The following is an 18,098-nucleotide window of genomic DNA, read 5'->3' on the forward strand; positions in this document are numbered from 1 at the left end:
GGGCCGGGTTTTTCTGTGTCTGCTCGACGACCAGGCACTACCTAGAGGTCTCTGAGGTCGACGCAGGCGCCGTTGGGGAGGTCGCGCTCCAGCAGAGACCAGATCCCGGCGGCCGCGGCGGCTGGTGTGCTGAGGGCGCCGGTGCGCTTGAGGTCGTTGAAACGCTGGACGGCGGGGAACGCCCGCTCGTCGGTCGAGCGGATCTCGGTCTGCATGGCGGTGTCGACGACGCCCGGTGCGACCGCGATCACCCGGCAACCGCCCGCCTGTTCCATCCCCACCGTGCGGACCCATTGCTCGACCGCCGCTTTCCCCGCGGTGTACGACGACCATCCGGCGTAAGGCGTCCTGGCGGCACCTGAGGACAGCATGACCAGGTGCCGTTCACACGTCAGGTGCGCCGCGGCGCGCAGGAACGCGCTGCCGAGGATCTGTGGCGCCGCCGAGTTGAGCAGGACCGCGCGCCGGTACGCGTGGCGGTCGACCGCGTCCGCGGGACCGATCGGCGTGATCGTGCCTGCGTTGTGGATGAACACGACGCGATCACCCTCATACGCCTTGAGCTCCTCCTCGAAGTGGAGATCGACCCGGGACCAGCCGGCTGGGTCGGAGAGGTCCACCTCGACGTGTTCCGCCGTACCGCCGCCGCTGCGAGACAGGTCGATCACGCGGGCGTCGCGGAACGGCACGGCCGCGGCCAGTGCGGCGCCGATCCCGGCCGATGCTCCCGAGATCCAGACCTGCGACGGAGGCTTGGCTGTCACTGGCGCCAGGCGCGAGCGACGGAGAGGAAGAGGTCGTTCGCCTCGGGCTCGCCGATGGAGACGCGTGCGCCGTCACCCGGGAACGGGCGGATCGACACCCCTGCGGCCTGCACCGCCTCGGCGAACGCGGCGGTGTCGTCGCCGAGCGCCAGCCACACGAAGTTCGTCTGCGTCTCCGGCACATCCCAACCGGCCGCGCGCAGCTCGTCGACGACCCGGGTCCGCTCGATCACCAGTGCGTCGACGCGCTCGAGCAGCTCGTCCTCCACCGCCAGCGACGCGATCGCGGCAGCCTGGGCGACGTGGCTGACTCCGAACGGGAGCGCACACTTGCGGATCGCCGCGACCACCGTCGGGTGGCCGATCGCGTACCCGACACGGAAGCCGGCCAGGCCGTACGCCTTGGAGAACGTGCGCAGCACGACGACGTTCGGCCGGTCGCGGTACACGTCCACGCCGTCGGCCACGTCGGTCTCGCGGACGAACTCGCGGTACGCCTCGTCGAGCACGACGAGGACGTTCGACGGTACGGCGTCCAGGAACGTGAGCAGTTCGTCACGCCGGACCACGGGGCCGGTCGGGTTGTTCGGCGTACAGACGAGGATGACCTTGGTCCGATCGGTGATCGCCGCTTCCATGGCCTTGAAGTCGTGCCGGGCGTCGTCGGTCAGCGGCACCTGCACCGAGGTCGCGCCGGTCAACTGGACGGCGATCGGGTACGCCTCGAACGAGCGCCACGCGTAGATCACCTCGTCGCCGTCGGTGACCGTCGCCTGCAGCAGGTGGTACAGCAGCGCGACCGACCCGGTGCCGACGGCGAGATCGCTCACCGGTACGCCGAACCGGTCCGACAGCGCCTCGAGCAGGTCGACGGCGCCCATGTCCGGGTACCGGTTCATCTGTCCGGCGGCCTCGGTCGCGGCGGCCAGCACGCCGGGGAGCGGCGGGTACGGGTTCTCGTTGCTGGACAACTTGTACGTCGGCCGGCCGTCGGTGCGCGCGGGCGGACGACCGGGCTTGTAAGCCGCCACATCGTCCAGACAGGCGCGGAAGCGAACCTCACTGTCAGGGGTCATGCCCGCAGGTTAGTCCTTACCCGACGCCGCGACCACCCTGCTTACGTCACACCCACAGCGCTCCTCCGCGCACTTCCACAGCACTCCTCCGCACACATCCGCGCGTGCTGCGCGGTCACATCCGTGGCGCCCGGACGAACCGTGTTGCGCGGACGGAATCTTGCCTGCACACTGACTGATTGTCGGACAATCAGGGGATCTGGCAATAGATCTCAACGGTCAGGAGGGTGTCATGGGTCAGCCGCTGGAGTGGGGTCGCCGGTATCTGATGGTCCGTCCGGACCACTTCCGGATCGACTACGTGATCAACCCGTACATGTCCACCCAGGACCAGCCGGATCCGGCGCTGGCGCTGAAGCAGTGGGACTCCCTGCGTCAGGCGATCGTCGACGCCGGCGGCGCGGTCGAGGTTCTCGCGCAGCGCGCCGACTCACCGGACATGGTGTACGCGATGAACCTCGGCCTGGCGACCGCGGACGGCCGCGCGATGCTCTCGCACATGCGCTTCGAGCCGCGCCGGAAGGAGTCGCTGACCGCGGGCGAGTGGTTCACCGAGCACGGCTTCGCGCTGGGCCGGACCGGGAGCGACGGGGTCGGGCCGCACTTCGAGTCCGGGGACGCGTTCGTGTTCGGCGACAGCCTGGTCGTCGGGTACGGGCCGCGGACCGAGGCCGACGCGCTCAAGCACTTCGCGACCGAGTGGAACATCCGGGTCCGCGGGCTGCCGATCGCGCACGAGGGGATGTACCACCTGGACCTGCCGTTCTGCCCGGTGGACAGCACCCACGCGATGATCTACCCGCCGGCCTTCGACGCGGCCGGCCAGGCGGAACTGTTCGGCATCGTCCCCGACCCGATCGTCCTCACCGACGACGAAGCCTTCGCCTTCTCCGCCAACTCCATCGTGGTCAACGAGACGATCATCATGCCGGCCTGCTCCCCCCGCCTGCACGACATCCTCACCACCCTGGGCCTGCGGGTGCTCGTCCTCGACCTCTCCGAGTTCCACAAGGGCGGCGGCTCCATCCGCTGCCTCACCAACCCCCTGGACTTCCCCCTCGACCGCATCACCACCCCCGGCGGCGACCTGATCCTCCCAGCCTGAGCGGCCGGGCTTCAGCTCGCCCCCTGTTCAGGCCAGCGATCTGGGACAGGACGCCGGGCCCTGGAACAAGGTGTCGGGACCGGGGACAAGATGTCGGGACCGGGGACAGGTCATGAGTTGTCCGAGGCCCCGACATGGTGTCCGCGCCCCGGCCCGTCAAACGGCGCCCCCTCCCGGACGGTGGACCGGATATCCGAACGTGTGCCGGGTTCTTTGCAGGTGTCCGAGGGGAGAACCCCCCGAGCCGAGGCGTTGTCCGGGCTGTTGTGGCGTCTCGGTGGCTGCCCGATCGTGGCGGTGTCGACGCCGCTGTTTGCGGGGCTCGGTGCGGCTTCGGACCTGAGACACTCACCAACCCAACCGTCAGCTCACCGCCGCCCCGGATCGGAGCGTGACCGGGGCAGGACCGCGTTGCTTGGTGAGTGTGCCAGCACCGCAGCATCGAGCCCGGACCCTGACCGAACCGGTTTCGGCCACAGCAGAGACCGACTTTGTGCACCAGATCCGTCCCCGGAGGCCGGCACCGTACGGATCTGGTGCACAAAGTGACCGACCAAGCCAGCCCGGCCGGGGCAGCCAGGCAGCCGGGCAGGGCAGCGGGGGCAGTCGGGCGGGGGCAGTCGGGCGGCCGGGTGGCGGTGACCAGCGAGCGGCTTGCGGAGTGGTGCCCGCTGGGATGTGGCTGGTCCCCGGGGCACCCACGGAAACGCCAGGGCAGCCGCTATTTCTTGTTCCAACCCTCCAGGGGGTGTCCGAGCCCGCCAGAGCCTACCGTGCGAGCCGGCGCCAGGCGCGGCGTGGGCTGCGGGGAAGGCTGGGGTCAGCTGGTTGTGGTGTAGATGATGTCGAGGGTTGCGGGGTCCCAGCCGTTGCCCTGGATCCATTGCAGGGCCTTGGTCTTGCCGTCGGGGGTGTACGTCGAGATCACGATCGAGATCGCCTCGGGGTTCTTCGGGTCCGACTTGGAGGCCCCGTAGTTCGCCTCGAACCCGGGCCCGAGGTACGGCAGCGACGCGATGATCGGATACTTCTCCCGCAACCGCTCGTTGATCTCGTCGAAGCGCCGCCCGGCCTCCTCCTCGGCTTTCGAGGTCTCCGCGGGATGCTTCTCCGCCCACTCGCGCCCTTCGGCGCTGTTGGCGTACAGGTAGATCTTCACGTCGATCGGGTCGCCGCCGCGCGCGGTCACCGTCTGGCTGTAGGTCTGGAATCCCTTCCGCTCCCCCGTCAAGGTGTGCTCGCCGGCCTTCAGCTTGATGTCGCCGGTGGTCGCGACCTGGTGCCCGTCCACGCTCAGGGTGAGGTCGTTGGGCACCGCGTCCACGGACAGCTTCGACTCCGGATCGCCGCGAAAGAGCAGATAGCCGCCGATCACCACGAGAGCGATCACGACAGCGGTCACGCCGATCAGGAACGTCCGCCGATTCTCTTCCAGCATGATGCGCTACTCCCTACTTCTTCTTCAGCCGCGCGACGGCGTATGTCGTACCGACCTCGTACGCGTTGCTCGCCTCCGGCACGTGGCCCGGTCCTGGATTCGGGCCGTCCAGCGACGCGGAGGCCGCGTTGTGGCCGTTGGCCCAGGGGCCGACGAACAGGTAGGTGTGCCCCGGCCCGATCAGGATGTCGCCCGGTTGCAGCTTCGAGACGTCCCAGTCGTCGTGCACCTCGTACTTCCCGGAGGTACGCAGGTAGTTCTCCTGGGTCGGCGTGTACACGTCGGGGTAGTCGGGGTCGGCGCCGCTCATGTGCATCACGGTCGCGACGAACCGGCCGCAGTCGGTCCACGCCACGTCGCCGGCACTCTTGGCCGACTTGTTGTACTGGTAGAAGTTCTTCTTGTACATGTCGGTCGCGTGGTCCGCGTAGGGCTGCGTGGTGTGTCCCGGGGTGGGCCAGGCCAGGCTCATCGCGACCGCGGCGATGTTGCCGCTGCCGGCGCCGCAGCCACCGGCCCCGCTGGTCGGCGCGCCCGCGCCGAAGGTGGACAGGACCTGCTTGGCGGCGGTCTTGCGCTCGGTGTAGCGCGAGTTGCTCAGGTCGTCGGAGCCGGCGAACCGCTCGTAGTACCGGCCGAAGGCGACCGCGGCGTCCTCGACGGTCTTGGCCGCCTTCACCTGGTCGCCGGCGTTCTTCTCCGGGATCGGCGTCTCGCCGTTGAGCTGCTTGCGGAGGAAGTCCAGCTGGTACTGCAGCGAGACGATGGTGGCGTCGTCGATCCCGGCGGCGCGGGACGGTTTGATCATCTTGCCGGCGGGCGTCCACTGGACGATGCCCCAGCCGGCCGAACTCTCGACCGCGTCGGACGGGTTGGTGACCTTGCCGGACGGCGTGCCCTGCAACCGGCCGGGCTCGACGCTGGACTCGTGGATCATGTTGCCGACGATCCCGGCGGCCTGCTCCTTCGAGTACCCGCTGGAGGCGAAGTAGTTGAACGCCTTCTGGGCGTTGTTGTTGCCGGACAGGTCGCCGCCGGCACAGCAGCCCGCGCTGCCGCTGTCGTCGCTGCTGCCGGCATCGCCGAAGGAGTCCTTGTCGGGCTTGGTGTTGACGAGGTTGCCGTCGTCCTTCTTGTCGATCCACAACTCGAAGTGCAGGTGGTCGCCGGTCAGGCCGGGCGGGTCCTCGTCGCCGGAGCCGGAGGTGGCGATCTGGTCGCCGCGCTTGACCTTGTCCTTGACCTTCACCTTGATCTCTTTGAGGTATTTGTACCGAGTCTCGATACCCTCGTCGTGCCTGATCCGGATCTCGTGGTTCGCGATCGAGGTGATCTCGCCGTCCCCGACGGCGTACACCTTGCTGCCCTCGTCGACGTCGAAGTCGATGCCGGAGTGGCTGTAGCCGTCGGCGTCGGGGTCCTGCCAGTCCTGGTCGACGTTGTGCTCGTCGGTCGGCCAGGCGAACGCCTTGCCTTCGGTCTCCGTGGTGGTGCCGCAGTCCGACGCGGCCGCGTCCATCCCGGCCAGGCCGCCGACAATCAGGGCGATCACGATGATCAGCGGCAGGAACAGCACCAGCATGACACCGCCGACGATCGGCAGGGCTTTGCTGTCACCCACGGTGTGCTCCTCGCTCGCTGGGTGGCTCTCCGTGCCGGTCGGCGGAGTGGGGCGGCCACAGAGGAAAATCCTGCCTGAAAACCAGGTCATTGTGTCGAGAGTTATCCACAGGTGGCCGCCGGGTCGGTCCCGGGAGCCGGGTCGCACGCGACAACCGAGCTCGACTGGACGAGAATCTCCCTATGTACGAACGGCTGCGGGTGGACCGCTCGACCACGGTGGACCGGGTGGTCGACGCGCTGCGCGCCGCCCTCTTCGCCGGAGACCTCGAACCAGGTACGCCGTTACGCGAGCAACCGCTCGCGGAGGCGCTCGGGGTTGCCCGGAGCACCGTTCGTGAGGCGATGACCATGCTGGTCACCGAGGGGCTCGCGGTCCGGGAGCCGAACAAGGGTGTCAGCGTGGCGATCCTGCACCCGGACGCGGTGGCGGACATCTGCCGGGCCCGGTTCGTGCTGGAGTCGGCCGGGATCCGGGCGTGGTTCGACGCGGACGAGGCAGCGCGCGAGCGGGTGGGTGAGGCGATGCGGGTGTTCGCCGCGACCGCCAAGGACGGGGCGGATCCGGAGGCAATGACGGAGACGCACCTGGCGATCCACCGCAGCCTGGTCGCGCTGACCGGCAGCGAACGGCTGATCGCGACCGCCGACTCGATCACCGGCGAGGCGCGACTCGCGCTGGCCCGCGTCGACGCCCTTCGCCAGGACGCCCGCCAGCAGGTCGCTTCGCACCGAAAACTGGTCCGACTGCTCGAACGCGGCGAGCTCGACGAGTGCGTCGAAGAGCTCCGCCACCACCTGGCCGGCGCCGAGGAGTCCCTCCTCGAAGCCATCGCGATGCCCCCGAGCTGATCCACGCCCCCTCCGACGCCCCACCCCGTCACCCGGCTCCCCCGCGCCCCTCTGACGGGTCAGCCCACCAGCGGGCGGGTTGGCCCACCGGACTCTGGTAGGCCAACCCGCAGAGGGGTGGGTCAGCCCACCAGAGGGGACAAGCCGTTCGCGGTGACGTCGTAGGTGTTGGGGCCGACGCGGAGCCCGGTCAGGCGGGCGTCGGGGTCCAGAGCTGCCACCTGGGGGTTGGCGGTGACCGTGCCGTCGAGGGCCACCTCGACGCCGAAGATGCCCTCCAGGACCAGGCTGACCCATGATCCGGAAGAGGAGCAGGCCCAGTCGATCAGGTACGGGAACTGCGGCGGGGACTTGCGAGCACCGCCGGACATCAACGGCTCGGCTTCTTCGACGAAGTGGGCTTGCCCGCAGGGACCCTGGTTGGCGGTGCGGGCCAGGCCCGGGAGCCAGTCGAGCGCCACATCCCCGCGCCCCAAGGCGAAGAGAGCGCGGCCGGCGTCGGCCGGCCAGGCCGGGTAGGCGCCGTTCCACTGGTGATCGGGGCGAACGCTGAAGGCCGCGTCGGCGTCGTACGGCGACAACGCGCGCATCCACTCCGGCGTCTGGAGTTCACGCTGGAAGAAGGACACCATCTCGGCCCGCTGGGACTCCGAGAGGTCGGCGGCCATCGTCGTACCGATGATGTTGAAGTCGTAGCAGTGCCGCACCGGGATCAGTGAGCCGTCCGGCTGCCGCGCGTGCCAGAAGCCCGCGCCCTCGATGTACAGCTCGTTGACATGACCGGCCTGCTGGTCGGCCTCCTTGCGCAGCAGCTCGGCGCGATCGGCATCACCTGAACGCTCGGCGACCTCCGCGGCGACGCGCAGGCACCACACGTTGGCGGCGTTGAAGCTCGCCACCTCGTGCACGTAGCTGCTCACGCACTCCAGCAGGTTGTCGATGCCTCCGTAGTCCGCCAGCGCGTGCTCGCCCCGCAGGCCGCGCCAGGCGGTGGCCCAGTCGTGCAGGTGCTCCGCAACCGGCTTGGGACCCACAGAAGCGTCCAGGAAGCCGGAGTCCCCGGTGAAGCGCACGTAGTCGCGCACCAGCCGCGTCATGGCGAAGTCGTTGACCGAGTACCACTGCCCGACCGGTCCGCCGGTCAGCCACTCGGTGCCGAAGTGCTCGTGGATGTCGAGATCGATCCAGTGCTCGATGTGCTTGCGCATCGGCTCCGGGTCCAGCAAAGCGTGGGTCAGCGAGGAGAGGCTGTAGTCCCAGATGAACGTCGTGGTCTGCCAGTACCGCGGCATCAACGTGTCGTACGTCCGCCCGATCACGCTGGCCGGGTTGTCCCGCCGGAACCAGATCACGCCGAGCACGCCCCACCAGTACAGCTTCCGCAGCGCATCGTTCGTGGTCTCGAGGACCGGCAGGGATCCACTGAAGCCGTCGCCGTTCGGATCGAACGCGTCCGCCAGCGCCTTGTCCCACAAGCCTTCGGCCGCTGAGAACACCGCGGGTACGTCGGCCACACACGCGTCGAAGTGGTCCGTCGCCTCGGCGAGGTCCCCGGCCAGGACATGTACGTAGGAGACCCGACCGTTGCCTGCGGCATCCAGTACGACGGTTGCCTCAAGCATCGACCGGTCGACGACGCCGGCCACGTCGAGTCCCTGGAGACTCACCGCGGACCCGGACTCCCCTGTCCCGACAACGCGGCCGTCGACCGCGGTCAGTGTGTTCGGCTCCGACGGTGGCTCCGGCTTCAACCAACCGCTCCCCGAGCGGGTCGCCGTACTGTCCAGGGCGAACCCAAGCCGCACCGAGCGGCCCGGTGCACCTTCCACGTCGAGCTGTACGACGACAGCCGGCCGACCGGGAGCGCATGCGGTGACCGTCCGCAGGGTCAGCCCGTCGACCACGGTCGAACGGACCACCTGGTCCGGTCGCCACACCACCTCGACGGTCCCGCCGTACGAGCGAGCCAGCCGCCCGTCGACGTACAACTGTCCGGTGATGCAGTCGCCGTGCGAGTACGGCGGGAAGTTCACGCTGCGGATCGCGAACACGTCGTGGTCCACCTGCGCCGTACCCAGGAAGTTCGTCAGCCCGGGCGGGTTGAACATGTCGTCGTAGGTGTGCGTGAGGACATCGCTCGCCAGGTCGGCGCTGCGAGGGATGAGCTGAGTCATGAGGGGTCGGCCCAATCGGTGTTCGGGAGCAGGGGGTACCAGTCCGGGCGCGCCGGATCGCGGTCGTACGGGTAGGGGCCGAGTTCGCGGAACAGTTCGGCGTACTCGGCGAGCTTGTCGCGGTCCAGTTCGACACCGAGGCCGGGACCGTCCGGGACAGCGATCGCGCCGTCGACGTACGGAACCTTGCCGCCTGCAATGATGTCGTCGCGCAGGTGGTGGTAGTGCGCGTCGGCGGCGAACGACAGGTTCGGTACGACGGCGCCCAGGTGCAGCATCGTGGCCAGCTGGATGCCGAGCTCGCCGGACGAGTGCACGGCGACCCCGAGCTGGAAGGTCTCGCAGACGCCGGCCGCCTTGATGCACGGCCGGATCCCGCCCCAGAACGTGGTGTCCAGCAGGATCACGTCGACGGCGGGGTCGCGGACGTTGGCCGCGAGTTGCTCGAAGTTCACCACCACGGTGTTGGTGGCGAGCGGGATCGGCGTGTTCTCGCGGACCCGGCGCATCCCGTTCATGCCCCAGGTCGGGTCCTCGAGGTAGTCGTTGTCGAGGTCCTCGATACCGCGGGCAAACCGGATGGCCTCCTCGACGCTGAACGCGCCGTTCGGGTCGAAGCGGACGCGGTGCTCGGGGAACGCCTCGGCCAGTGCGCGAAAGCACTCGCGCTCGTAGTCCGGCGGGAAGACGCCACCCTTCAGCTTGTGCACGCTGAACCCATGCTCGTCGACGAGCTCCCGAGCGTGCTTGACGAGTTGCTCGGCCGTCCGGATCTCGCCGGTGCCGTCGTCGGCCGCGTGGCGGAAGAACAGATAGCTGGCGAACGGTACCCGGTCGCGGACCTTGCCGCCGAGCAGTTCGTGCACCGGTACGCCGAGTTCGCGGCCCTGCAAGTCGAGACAGGCGAACTCGATCGCGGCCAGCAGCTGGGTCCGGTTGTTGTACAGGCTCGCGGTCGGGTTGGCGAGCATCCAGCGCAGCGCCTCGGTGCGAGCCGGATCATGGCCGACGAGGTAGGACTTGAGCCCGGTGACCGCGGCCTCGGCGCTCTGGCCGCCGCCACCCATCTCGCCGAGGCCGATCAGCCCGTTGTCGGCCTCGACCTCGACGACCGTTCGGACGAACCGGCCCCAATGCGCGCCGTTGCTGTGCCGCAACGGCGCCTCGAGCGGCATCGTGACGGTCGTGGCGCGGATGTCGACAATCTTCACTTCGCGTCCTCCGGCAGTACGACGGGCAGGCCGGCGGTCAATCCGCCGTCCACCTTCACATCAGCTCCGGTCACGAACGCAGCGGCGGGCGACGAGAGGAAGTGGATAACCTCGGCAACTTCTCCCGGAGTCGCGACCCGGCCGAGCGGATGCGACCGGCCCCATTCGGCAACGACCTCGTCGGTCGACCGCCCGCCGCCGAACTGTGCGGCCGACGTCCGCAGCATCGGGGTGTCCACCGAGCCCGGGCAGACCGCATTGACGCGGATCCCTTCGGGAGCGTGGTCCACCGCCATCGCCCGCACGAGCGACAGCAACGCACCCTTGCCCATCGAGTACGCCGCGACACTCTTCTGCGCCGCATACGCCTGCACCGACGCGACCACCACGACGCTGCCACCCCGCGGGATCAACGGGACAAACGCCTGACAAGCGAAGAAGACGCCGCCGACATTCACCGCCATCACCTCGTCGTAGACGGACCACGAGGTATCCACCACGGTCCCGTACCGCTGGATGCCCGCGGCACAGACCAGCGCGTCGACCCGCTCCACTTGCTGCGCGGCCGTCGCCAGAGCCTCGCGATCCCCAACGTCGACGGTGATCCCCCGGACCCCGAGTTCCTTCTCGAGCCCAGCCAAAGCATCGGCGTCTCGGTCGACTGCGACTACGTCGTCGCCGGCTTGGACGAAGCGTTCGACAGCACCTCGTCCGATCCCGGCAGCGCCACCGGTAACGACGACTGTGCGGCTACTCATATACGTCCTTTCAGAACTGACCCAGGGCGAGGCCCCGGGAGAAGAAGCGTTGTGCGGCGAGGAACAAGATCACTGTGGGCAGCGAGACCAGCAGGCCGCCCGCCAGCACGGTCGGTAGCGCGGCGCCGCCGTACGTGCTCTGCAGACCAGTGAGGGCGGGCATGATCGGGCGGACCGAGTCGGACTGGCTGAGCGTGAGGCCCAGGAGAAGGTCGTTCCAGACGAAGGTGGCCTGCAGGATGAAGATCGCGGCCAGCGCGGCCCCCGCCATCGGGAGGTAGATGCTCCGGAAGATCCGGAACAGACCGCCGCCGTCGACCACCGCGGCCTCGAAGACGCTGCGGGCGATGCCGGTGAAGAAGTTGCGCATCACGAACGCCGAGAACGGCACGCTGATCGCCGTGTACACGATGATCATCCCGACCCGGGTGTCGTAGAGGCCGGAGTTGGCGTACCCCGAGAACAGCGGCATCAGGATCATCTGCAACGGGAAGATCGTCCCGCCGAAGATGAACACGAACCACAGGAACCCGCGCTTCAGCCGCAGTACGACGATCGCGTAGCCGGCCGCGGCGCCGATCAGCACCGCGAGCACGGGCGCGATCACGCTGTACATCGTCGTCGCCACCAGCGTGTCACCGAGCGCGGCCTTGCTCCACGCGTCGCCGAAGTTGGCGAACAGCGCGAACCCACCCGGCTTCCACACCGTCTTCGCGTCGTACCCGTCGACCGACTTGGACGCGTTGACAATCAGCAGATAGACCGGCGCGAGCCAGATCAGCCCCAGTACGACGAGGATCGGAGTCTTAACCCTGCTCACGCGACTCCCCCAGTTGGTAGCGCAGATAGAGGATCGACGCGGCAAACGTGACCAGGCTCAGGAACAACGCGATCGCCGCGCCCTGTCCGTAGTCGTTGAGCACGAAGGTCTCCTTGTACATCGACAACGCCAGCGTCTCCGACGACGTACCAGGACCGCCCTGGGTCATCACCCACACCACGTCGAAGGTCTTGAGGCTTCCCACGATGGACAGTCCGATGACGACTGTGGTGATCGGACGGAGCTGCGGCCACAGGTGGTGCCAGAAGAGCCGGAAGCCCTCCGCACCATCCAGCCGCGCGGCCTCCAGCGGCTCGCCCGGGATGGACTGCAGCCCGACCACGAACAGCAGCGCGTTCACGCCGGCCGCCTGCCAGGTGACGGCCACGATCATCATCAGTGTGTTGCCCGGACCGGCCTGCAACCAGCCGGTGTGCGCACCAGGCAGGCCGAAGAACCCGAGCGCCTGCCCCAGCGCGCCGTCCGGCTGCAGTACGAATCCCCAGATGACCCCGACGGCCACGCCGGAGATCGCGTACGGCAGCAAGAACGGCAACCGCAGCCACGTGCCCCACTTGTGCCCGTACGTCATCACGGCGATCAGCAGCCCAAGCACCACGGGCAGAGTCACCATGCCGACGACCCACAGCAGCGTGTTGGTCAGCGCCCCCACCAGGTCCGGGTCACTGAACATCGCCTTGTAGTTCGTCAGCCCCGACCACACCGGCGAGGCGAGGCCGTCGTAGTCGGTGAAGCTGACGTACGTCGTCCACAGGAACGGCAGGTACAGCAGCAACGCAACCACGCCCACGGCCGGCAGCCCGAACAGGGGCGCTGTCCGAGCTCCCGTCCGCGCCGACCGGTCGGCACTCACCTTGCGAGTGGCCGTCGGCCGCTCCATCAAGGAAGTCACTTCTGCTTGGCCCAGTACGCGTCCGCCTCGGCCTGGATCTTCTGCAGGCCCGGCATCGGGTCGCCCGGCTTGGTGACGAACGCGCCGAACACCTCGAGCGCCTTGTTCGCAACCGGCACCGGCGTCGCCTCGAACCAGCGGTTGATCAGCCGGTAGCCATCACCGCCGACATCCTTGTTCAGCGTCGCCAGGCCGGGGTCCTTGACCTCGGCCTTCGGGTTGAACGACAGGTCGCCGCGCGAGTTCGCCCAGGCGGTCTGCGCCTGCGGCGTGACCCACCAGTCGGTCCACTTCTTGACGGTGGAGGCGTGGTCCCCGGCCGCGGCCGAGCAGACCGGTCCGGTCTCGAAGATCATCGAGGTCTTCGGCAGGCCCGCGTTCACGTTCGGGATCACGAAGAAGTCGTAGTCGGTGCCGGCCTTCATCTTCAGCGTGTTCAGGTTGCCGCTGAACCAGGTGCCGAAGTTGATCATCGCCACGTCGCCGTTCTTCAGCTGCGCCTGCGGCTCGGTCTTCGAGCCCGGGTCGCTGAAGTAGCCGGCGTCGATCATCTTCTTCCACTCGTTCATCACCTCGACCACGCCCGGGTCGGTGTACTTCGCCTTGCCGGTGGCGAGTGCGTCGTACAGGTCCGGGTCCTTGCCGGCCAGTAGGGTCTCGAACCAGACGAACGAGAACAGGATGTTTGTCTGGTAGAACGGCTTCACCCCGGCCGCCTTCACCTTGTCGGCGACGGCAAGGAGCTCCGGCCAGGTCTTCGGGGTCTCGGTGACCCCGGCCTTCTTGAAGACGGCCTTGTTGTAGTACATCACCCAGTAGCCGGCGTTCAGCGGGACGCAGTACTGCTTGTTGTCGTAGGTGAAGTACTGCTTGAGCTGCTCCGGGATGTTGCCGTCAGCAATCGCCTTGGTCCACTGGTCGGTCGTCTCGGCGACGAGCTTCTGGTCCACCAGATCCTGAAGCTCCTTGCCGGTGTGCCAGGTGAACAGGTCCGCCTTCTCCTTGGTCCGGAACGAGGAGCGGATGAACGCGGTGTAGGTGTTGGAGTCGGAGTACCCGACCGGCTCCATGCCGACGCCGATGTCCTTCTTGCTGGCCGCACCGACCTGGGTGAAGGCGTCCTTCCAGCCGCCCTTGTCGTTGTAGAACTTCAGCGAGTCGACCGGCTTGTCGTCGCCCTTGGCGGCGGCACCGGTTCCTCCTCCGCCTCCACAGGCGGACAATGCGAGCGCGGTGGCCACCGCCAGGGCGGTCAGCGCCTTCCGGTTGATTCGTTGCATGGTGCGTCCTTTCAGCTTCAGGGGTGCTGAAGTCGTTCGTTGATGACAGCAAGGACCCCGTCGAGGTGCTCGTGCGTGAGTCGTTCAGCCAGCTCGGTGTCGCCGGCACGGACCGCGTCGTAGATGGCGCGGTGCTCGTCCAGGTCGGTCTGCCGGTCGCCGTGGATGTGCAGGATCTCCAGCTGCTCCCGGACGTTCACGACGGTGACGGACTCGACCACCTCGGCCAGCGTCGCGTTCCCGGACGCCTGCGCCAGGGAGCGGTGGAAGTCCATGTTGACCTCGGCGAGCTGGGCATGGTCGCCGGATGCGATCAGCTCGGCCGCCGCGGCGAGATCCCGGCCCATCTGCTCCAGTGCGGCCTCGTCGCGGACCCGTGCGGCCAGTGCAGCGACCGGTGGTTCGATCAAGGCGCGCGCCTGGAGCAGCTCGACCAGGCGGTCGGCTGACGGCGCCAGGGCAAGTGGGTTGGCCAGGATCAGCCGGCCGACGTGCGGACCGACGTACACGCCGGATCCGTGCCGGAGCTCCACAGCTCCGGTGGCCTCCAGCCGCCGGAGTGCTTCCCGGATTGTCGGTACGGCGACCTTGAACCGGTCGGCGAGTGACCGGACCGACTCGAACTGGTCGCCGGACGACAACTTCCGATCGGCGATCAGAGCCAGCATCGAGGTCGCCAGATCGTCCAGGAGACTCCGACGTACGACGCCACCCGACGCACTCATGGTGCGGCCGTCAAGGTGACGCCGACGAACCGCGGGCGGTAGATGCTCACGTCGGCGTACAGATCGGTGTTGGCGTCGAGGCTGTTGACGTTGTAGCTGACCAGGAGCGTGTTGCCGCGGCGCAGGTCCGGGTGGTCGTGGGAGTTGTACGTGATGATGTTGGCGTTGCCGTAGCTGCCGGTCGCACCGGTCTCCGGGGTCTGGTAGAGCTCGACCGGCTTCACGAACGGACCGGTCGGCGAGCAGGAGAAGTACCCGAGGACTCGCTTGCTGAACAGCTCGGTCGTGTCATGCGTGACCAGCACATAGCCGTCACCCCAGCGAGTCACACTGTGCTCGTTGGCGACGCCTTCGAGCACGCGAGCCGAGGCAGTCTCGTCAGCCGACCAACCAGAACCGGTCCAGTACTCCCACGGCTTCGCGGTCAGGTCGTCGCCGCGGACTCTCGCGACATGGTCGTACTTCGCGGAGCCGAGGTCCTCGACGCCGTAGATGTAGGTGTAGCCGCTATCACGCAGCAGCCAGCCGGACCACTGCACGTTGGCGGCCGACGGGAGCGGCTTGAGGCTGCGCAGCTTCAACGTCTTGCTGTCGAACCGGGCGAGGTAGTTGCTGGCCCAGTGCCAGTCCCACTGGCCCGTACCGGTCCGCTCGAACCGCAGCGCGACGACATCGAGGTTCCGGCCGGCGCCACTGGTCTGCGCGGCGCCGACCCAGTACCAGCCGTTGGACGGCGGTGGTACGAGCGCTGTCGGGTTGGTCGCCGTACCGCCGGTGACGGTCTTGAGCGTGCCGCCGGACTGGATGACGAACGAGTTGTTGATGAATGGCGTCGTGGTCGGCCGACTGCCGTCCGGGTTCACCGGACCGAGGAACGTATCCGAGAAGATCCACGCGGTCCGCCCGCCGGACAGGGGGACCGAGTACGTGCTGTCCGCGCCGGTCCAGCCCTTGCCGGTGTTGCTGTAGGCGTTCAGCAACCCCTCGGGCGCGGCGTGCGGTTGGGCGGTCGCCGTCCAGTTGGTCCGAACGGTGTTGCAGTCCTGCGCGGTCCCCGCCGGCTCAGCTGCAGGCTGACCGGCTGACGCCGTCGGCGCTGTAGCGATCACGGCAGCCGCGGCACCCAGCGCCACGACCACACCCCACCGGTGTGACTTCTTGGCTCCCACCCTGGCCTCCTCCAGCACTCACTGACCTCACGAACAAAAATGATCAGATCACTTGGTCATTAGCCTGTCAAGACTCAGGGATGGATCAGGGCGCGTACGGAGGCGTGACGCTACCGGCGGGATGGCAGGATCGGCGGCATGAAGAACTTGGTCATCAGACTGCTCGCCAACGCGGTCGCCCTGGCGATCGCGACCTGGGCCATCGGCGGGATCACCCTGGAGGGTGCGACCACCGGACGGCGGATCCTCACGCTGCTGATCGTCGCCGCGATCTTCGGCGTGGTGAACGCCTTCGTGAAGCCGATCCTGCAGTTGTTGTCGTGCGTGTTCATCGCCCTGACGCTGGGCCTGTTCCTCTTCGTCATCAACGCCGCGATGCTGCTGCTCACGTCGTGGATCACCGGCAAGCTGGACGTCCAGTTCCACGTCGACGGCTTCTGGTCCGCGCTGCTCGGCTCCCTGATCATCACCGTCGTCGGCATCCTGCTGAACGCCGTACTCCCGGAGAAGGCGGAGATCAAGTGACGTGAGGCGGGTCGAGATCGTCTGCTCCGGGAACATCTGCCGGTCGCCGATCGGCGAGGTCGTGCTGCGCGCGAAGCTCGCCGAGGCGGGGATCGACGATGTCCAGGTCACCAGCTCGGGGACCGGCGGGTGGCATGCCGGCGACCCGATGGACCCGCGGGCCGCGGCGGCGTTGCGACGGCGCGGGTACGACGGGAGCACGCATCGGGCCCGTCAGTTCCAGCCCGAGTGGTTCGCCGAGCGCGATCTCGTGCTGGCGATGGACTCCGGGCACCTGGCTGCGCTGAGTCGCGCGGGCGACGTCCAGTTGTTCGCGGAGGACGACGTACCGGATCCGTACTACGGCGACGAGGAGGGCTTCGACGAGGTCCTCGCGCAGATCGAGAAGGCGGCCGACCAGTGGGTCGGCCGCCTCCGCGGCTAGCTCTGGCCGATGTCGGCCTTCAGTGCGACGAACCAGTCGACGTTCGGGTCGAACTCCTTGCCGCCGGCGATCCGCGGGAACTCGATCGCGCGCAGTTCGTCGCCCCGCTCCTCGTCGTGACCGACGACGCCGCTCTCACCGCGCAGCGCGGCGTCGACCGCGTAGTCGCTGCACTCCTTGATCAGCGCGAGGTCCCGGTCGTTGGCCGCGGCCGAGCGGCTGAAGTAGCCGCTCTTCTGCACCATCGTCTTCTCCGCACCGATCCGCTCTGCGAACTGCTTCGCGAACCAGGCGCCCGGGTTGATCGTGTCCAGCTTCACGTGCCCGAACGGGTCCCGGCCGACCTCCTCGCCGCGGGCCTCCATCTCGGCCACGATCGACGGTACGCCGGCGCCCTCGGACAGGAAGATGGTGACGCAGTCGTTCTCGTCCATCACCTTGCGCAGCCGGTCCGCCTCGGCGTTCAAGTCGATCGTTGCCTCTGGCACGTAGACCGCGTGCACGTCCCAGCCGGCCTGGTCCAGGCCGATGCCCGGGTTCCAGTCCTGCTCGCCCAGCCACTCGCGGTACGACCGGGCCGTTGCCGCGGTCAACCATCCGCAGTTGCGGCCCATCACCTCGTGGACGATCAGCATCCGGGGGTTCGAGCTGTGCTCGGCGATGATGTTGCGGGCGAACAGCGCGCCCTGGTCGGCCGCCGTCCAGGCGCCCAGGCTCTGCCGGATCGGGATCACGTCGTTGTCGATGGTCTTCGGCAGGCCGACCACGGTCAGGTCGTAGTCGTGCTCGTGCAGGTACGCCGCCAGATCCGCGGCGGTGGTGTTGGTGTCGTCACCACCGATGGTGTGCAGGACGTCGACACCGTCGGCGACCAGTCGCTCCGCCGCGACCTGGAGCGCGTTCTGGCCGTCCTGGATCAGCCCGCGCTTCACCAGGTCGGCGGTGTTGGTCAGCTTGACCCGGCTGTTGCCGATCGGGCTGCCGCCGAACTTGTGCAGCAGGGACGCCTTCGCCCGGACCTCGGGCGTCACCTCGAGGAAACGGCCGCTGAGCAGGCCGTGGTACCCGTTCAGATACGCGATGATCTCCACGTCGGGCGCCACCTCGGTGTAGCGCTCGATCAGCCCGCCGACGGCGGACGACAGGCAGGGCGCGAGCCCGCCGGCGGTGAGCAGGGCAACTCTGCGGACAGACTTGTCGGCAGCCATGGGCAGGGTCCTTCCAGACGTCACTGAAGTCGCCCC

17 protein-coding genes are annotated in these 18,098 nt (G+C 68.2%); 4 read left to right on the plus strand and 13 right to left on the minus strand.

The window, feature by feature from the left end; all coding sequences use genetic code 11:
- Positions 1-41: 41 nt before the first annotated feature.
- Complete coding sequence (locus tag OG558_RS09980) at positions 42-764, minus strand: SDR family NAD(P)-dependent oxidoreductase (RefSeq protein ID WP_405069963.1); 723 nt, start codon at positions 762-764, stop codon at positions 42-44.
- Positions 761-1,840, minus strand: coding sequence for a histidinol-phosphate transaminase (gene hisC, locus OG558_RS09985; protein ID WP_405069964.1), 1,080 nt, complete (start codon positions 1,838-1,840; stop codon positions 761-763). Before hisC ends, OG558_RS09980 begins: the two co-directional genes overlap by 4 nt.
- Before the next feature lie 232 nt (positions 1,841-2,072).
- Here hisC and OG558_RS09990 point away from each other — a divergent pair, with 232 nt between their 5' ends.
- Positions 2,073-2,945 carry a dimethylarginine dimethylaminohydrolase family protein gene (locus tag OG558_RS09990; RefSeq protein ID WP_405069965.1) on the plus strand — a complete coding sequence of 291 codons (873 nt, stop codon included), beginning with the start codon at positions 2,073-2,075 and terminating at the stop codon, positions 2,943-2,945.
- Positions 2,946-3,765: 820 nt separating this feature from the next.
- Here the strand turns inward: OG558_RS09990 and OG558_RS09995 are convergent.
- Positions 3,766-4,383 (minus strand): PEGA domain-containing protein, encoded by a 618-nt coding sequence (locus tag OG558_RS09995; RefSeq protein WP_329482896.1) that lies wholly within the window; start codon positions 4,381-4,383, stop codon positions 3,766-3,768.
- A gap of 13 nt (positions 4,384-4,396) precedes the next feature.
- Positions 4,397-6,004, minus strand: coding sequence for a phage tail tip lysozyme (locus tag OG558_RS10000; RefSeq protein ID WP_405069966.1), 1,608 nt, complete (start codon positions 6,002-6,004; stop codon positions 4,397-4,399).
- Positions 6,005-6,186: 182 nt separating this feature from the next.
- On the opposite strand from OG558_RS10000, the gene OG558_RS10005 reads away from it, so the two are divergent.
- Positions 6,187-6,855, plus strand: coding sequence for a GntR family transcriptional regulator (locus OG558_RS10005; protein WP_329482898.1), 669 nt, complete (start codon positions 6,187-6,189; stop codon positions 6,853-6,855).
- 122 nt (positions 6,856-6,977) lie between these two features.
- On the opposite strand, the gene OG558_RS10010 is transcribed toward OG558_RS10005, so the two are convergent.
- The 8 genes from OG558_RS10010 to OG558_RS10045 are packed head-to-tail and all read right to left on the minus strand — an operon-like array spanning position 6,978 to position 15,905.
- Entirely contained in the window at positions 6,978-9,029 is a 2,052-nt protein-coding gene (locus tag OG558_RS10010) for a hypothetical protein (protein WP_405069967.1), read from the minus strand.
- On the minus strand, positions 9,026-10,240 hold the full coding sequence (locus tag OG558_RS10015) for an enolase C-terminal domain-like protein (protein WP_405069968.1): 1,215 nt from the start codon (positions 10,238-10,240) through the stop codon (positions 9,026-9,028). Before OG558_RS10015 ends, OG558_RS10010 begins: the two co-directional genes overlap by 4 nt.
- The gene (locus OG558_RS10020; RefSeq protein WP_405069969.1) at positions 10,237-10,998 is read right to left on the minus strand and encodes an SDR family NAD(P)-dependent oxidoreductase; all 762 of its coding nucleotides are present in this window, start codon (positions 10,996-10,998) and stop codon (positions 10,237-10,239) included. Before OG558_RS10020 ends, OG558_RS10015 begins: the two co-directional genes overlap by 4 nt.
- Positions 10,999-11,008: 10 nt before the next feature.
- Complete coding sequence (locus OG558_RS10025; RefSeq protein ID WP_329482902.1) at positions 11,009-11,818, minus strand: carbohydrate ABC transporter permease; 810 nt, start codon at positions 11,816-11,818, stop codon at positions 11,009-11,011.
- Positions 11,805-12,719, minus strand: a complete 915-nt coding sequence (locus OG558_RS10030; protein ID WP_405069970.1) for a carbohydrate ABC transporter permease — start codon at positions 12,717-12,719, stop codon at positions 11,805-11,807. Before OG558_RS10030 ends, OG558_RS10025 begins: the two co-directional genes overlap by 14 nt.
- Positions 12,720-12,727: 8 nt before the next feature.
- Positions 12,728-14,011, minus strand: a complete 1,284-nt coding sequence (locus tag OG558_RS10035) for an ABC transporter substrate-binding protein (protein WP_405069971.1) — start codon at positions 14,009-14,011, stop codon at positions 12,728-12,730.
- A gap of 17 nt (positions 14,012-14,028) precedes the next feature.
- Positions 14,029-14,736: a FadR/GntR family transcriptional regulator gene (locus OG558_RS10040; protein WP_405069972.1), complete on the minus strand. Its 708-nt coding sequence runs from the start codon at positions 14,734-14,736 to the stop codon at positions 14,029-14,031.
- On the minus strand, positions 14,733-15,905 hold the full coding sequence (locus tag OG558_RS10045) for a DUF4185 domain-containing protein (protein WP_405069973.1): 1,173 nt from the start codon (positions 15,903-15,905) through the stop codon (positions 14,733-14,735). The genes OG558_RS10040 and OG558_RS10045 overlap by 4 nt, the downstream gene beginning before the upstream one ends.
- 138 nt (positions 15,906-16,043) lie before the next feature.
- On the opposite strand from OG558_RS10045, the gene OG558_RS10050 reads away from it, so the two are divergent.
- A complete protein-coding gene (locus tag OG558_RS10050; protein WP_405069974.1) occupies positions 16,044-16,430 on the plus strand; it encodes a phage holin family protein in 387 nt (128 codons plus the stop codon).
- 1 nt (position 16,431) lies between these two features.
- Positions 16,432-16,854: a low molecular weight protein-tyrosine-phosphatase gene (locus OG558_RS10055; protein ID WP_329482908.1), complete on the plus strand. Its 423-nt coding sequence runs from the start codon at positions 16,432-16,434 to the stop codon at positions 16,852-16,854.
- Here the strand turns inward: OG558_RS10055 and OG558_RS10060 are convergent.
- On the minus strand, positions 16,851-18,062 hold the full coding sequence (locus OG558_RS10060; RefSeq protein ID WP_405069975.1) for a pyrophosphate--fructose-6-phosphate 1-phosphotransferase: 1,212 nt from the start codon (positions 18,060-18,062) through the stop codon (positions 16,851-16,853). The genes OG558_RS10055 and OG558_RS10060 overlap by 4 nt on opposite strands.
- Positions 18,063-18,098 lie beyond the last annotated feature (36 nt).

Origin of the sequence: Kribbella sp. NBC_01510, from assembly GCF_045040325.1 — a bacterium.
Lineage (GTDB): Bacteria > Actinomycetota > Actinomycetes > Propionibacteriales > Kribbellaceae > Kribbella.